General features: G+C 49.8%; 2 protein-coding genes. Both read right to left on the bottom strand.

Annotation, left to right across the window (positions count from 1 at the left end; translation table 11 throughout):
* On the bottom strand, positions 1-1,680 hold a 1,680-nt coding region (locus ABYT30_RS18325; protein ID WP_373097959.1), incomplete at its 3' end, for an EAL domain-containing protein.
* A gap of 40 nt (positions 1,681-1,720) precedes the next feature.
* Positions 1,721-2,570 (bottom strand): hypothetical protein (locus ABYT30_RS18320; RefSeq protein ID WP_373097957.1); only part of this gene is annotated, 850 nt, incomplete at its 5' end.

The raw sequence follows: 2,570 nt of genomic DNA, 5'->3' as shown, positions 1-2,570 counted from the left end.
GGCCGGCTTTAATGCGTTGGCGATACTCTCTTCATTGAACTGCAATATCACCGATGACGGTGGCAGTCCCGCGGCCTTAAATGCCACGCTGAGCCAAGAGCAAAATTCTGGGTCGTGAAATACATTGCCACTGAGGTTGATTATCAGCTTTAAGTCTTGGCCGGTCTGACGTTCTTTGGCTAGCTGCTTAGTTGCTTCTACAACAATCCAGTGGTCTAGTTTATTGTTATCGGGCTCTTGCTCAATGACGCGCATTATTTCACCGGCGGTGACTTCGCCCTCGACCCAGTCTTTAATGTCTAAAGAGGCCTCGTAGTGATCACCGTCGGCATTACCGAGATTGATCATAGGTTGGAAAAGTAGTGTGAGACGGCCTTGGCTTAAGGCCTCGTCGGCTAATGAGGTTGCCGCTTCCAGTGTGTTGAGTTGTTGGCGCTCTCGGTGACAAATTTCAGCCTTGTTGCCACCTGCGAGGTAAATTTTCTCGGCGGCATGGAATAGGGTGTCCAGCAATATATTGGCCCGCGGCGGGGTGAGGTGGTTGATGGGCATAATCGCAATGCTAGTAGTGCACTGCAGTGATTTCTTTTTGATTTCAAAGATATCATTTTCAATGGCTTTGCAAAGCTCTAGTGCCATCTCTAAAGCCGCGTCGCTACTTACGTGGTGACAAATTGCGGCGATCATATCGTCAGCAACACGGCCATAATACTGTGCTGGCACGATCTCGCGAACGTGTTTGCCAATGGTCTCAAGTATTTGTTCAACATCGAGTAGGCTGGAGCTTTGGCGGAGTTTACTAAAGCGGTCGATCGAGATCAGAATGGCGGACGAGTCGCTATTGCGTTCGTTTTCGAGAAACTCCTGCAGAATTTCTTGAAACCGATATTTATTGCTCATTTGCGTGCTGAAGTCTAAGCCGCTGAGCTGATTATTGTTGTCGCCGTTTTGCAAGCTCAGCTGAACGCACTCTTCGCCGTCGTAATTTGCACTATTGCAGGTAATTAGGGTTTTGATTTCGCGGCCATCACTGTGTGCGAAACAAATTTCAAGTCGTTGCTGGTCTTTGTGTAATTGCTGCTTTTTAAGCGCATTTTTAAAGCGATCTTGATCTTTGTTAGTGATCAAATCAACGATAGGGAAGCCTTCTAGATCATCGTTGCCCATGTGCTCGCAAAATGGTGGGTTGGCATAAATGACCATGCCGTCGGTGATGTAAGCAAGGGGGTCGAGGTGATCAGCTAGTAGCAAGTCATTGCGTTCTTCCGCTTCTTTTAGGGCTAATTCACTTTGTTTTAATTGGCGGCGAAGTGTCTGGCTGCGTTGTTCACGGAGCGCAGCGCCGACCAGCTTTGGGATGTCGTACTTGCTGATAATATCAATGACCGCAGGATCAGGTGGATTTAATGGGTCACCTTCCCCCATGTAGATCAGGGATAATTCGGCGTGGTGCTTGCGCAGTAAATGGCCGCAACGTTGGATGTCAAGTTGTGCGCGCTCGGCATCAAAGATCAGTACATCCCAGGCTTGTTCACTAATGGCCTCGGCGAGCTTTTCGCCGGTTTCAATGCTTAGGGTGTGGGCAACTCGGCCTGCGCGGCGACAGCAGGCAATGATTTGTTCGGCGTCATTGTCCGCTAGGCAAAACAGCAGAATATTGATCGCGGTGTCGTTACTCATAATTACTCATTAACGTGGTGATGCTGGCGTCGCCGAAGACTTACAATATATCCCAAAGCTGATTGAAATCGCCTTTATTTTCTTGCTCGGCAGCTGACGAGTCGAGCTTGTTGGCGGCACGCGAAATATCTTGGAAGGTGAATAGCTTGAAAGCATTGGATGTTTCAATCTTCTTATCGAGCTTCACCCGCATAGTGTGGCCGGGGCGAATTAGTTCAACTGTTTGGCCTTCGGCAAAGCCGGTAACGGTCGACAATAGTAATAGGGGGCCTTTGGCAAGTTGCCCGCCGGGCAATAGCATGGCGCGTTGGAAATCTTGCACCGGCAGGCCGGAATGAATAAGCCTAACGCTATACGGCGTTGCAGCGGAGGCGATAGTTTCTATGCCAATCTGATGGATGTCGTCGCTGCGCAGCCAGCGTACCACCGCTATGCGCCACCCCTCGTGGTCGCTCACTTTTATGCCAAGTAACTCGCCGGTACGAATTCGCACTTGGGCCGACTCTGGCCACTCTAGGCGGTAGCCAGCACTACTGGTATCGAGTATGCGAGTACGTAAATACTGGTGTTTGGTGTCCGGGCTGGGACTGCTGTGGTTGTTTGACGGTAGGCTATAGCTTATGTTTTCGACATGTGTGGGCGCCTCATCATATTCAATATCGAGGTGTTCGGTTGCATTGGTATCGAAATCTCGGGTGTCTAGGCCATTGCTGCCCCAAGTATCTTTGGTTTTTTTGCCGTCATTCAAATACGGGTCGGGGCGTGACTCGGCCTGATCACGGTCAATCTTAAATTGGTCGAAATCAACTTGGTTCGCAACAAAGTAATGCGTTGCATTCATCCCCAGTGTAATCAGTACTGGCTCATTACAGGGTACGCGTTCCGCTGCC

Source organism: Zhongshania sp., assembly GCF_041623545.1.
Taxonomy (GTDB): domain Bacteria; phylum Pseudomonadota; class Gammaproteobacteria; order Pseudomonadales; family Spongiibacteraceae; genus Spongiibacter.
Note: the sequence above shows the minus strand (reverse complement) of the source record. Positions and strands in the feature narration are given on the sequence as shown.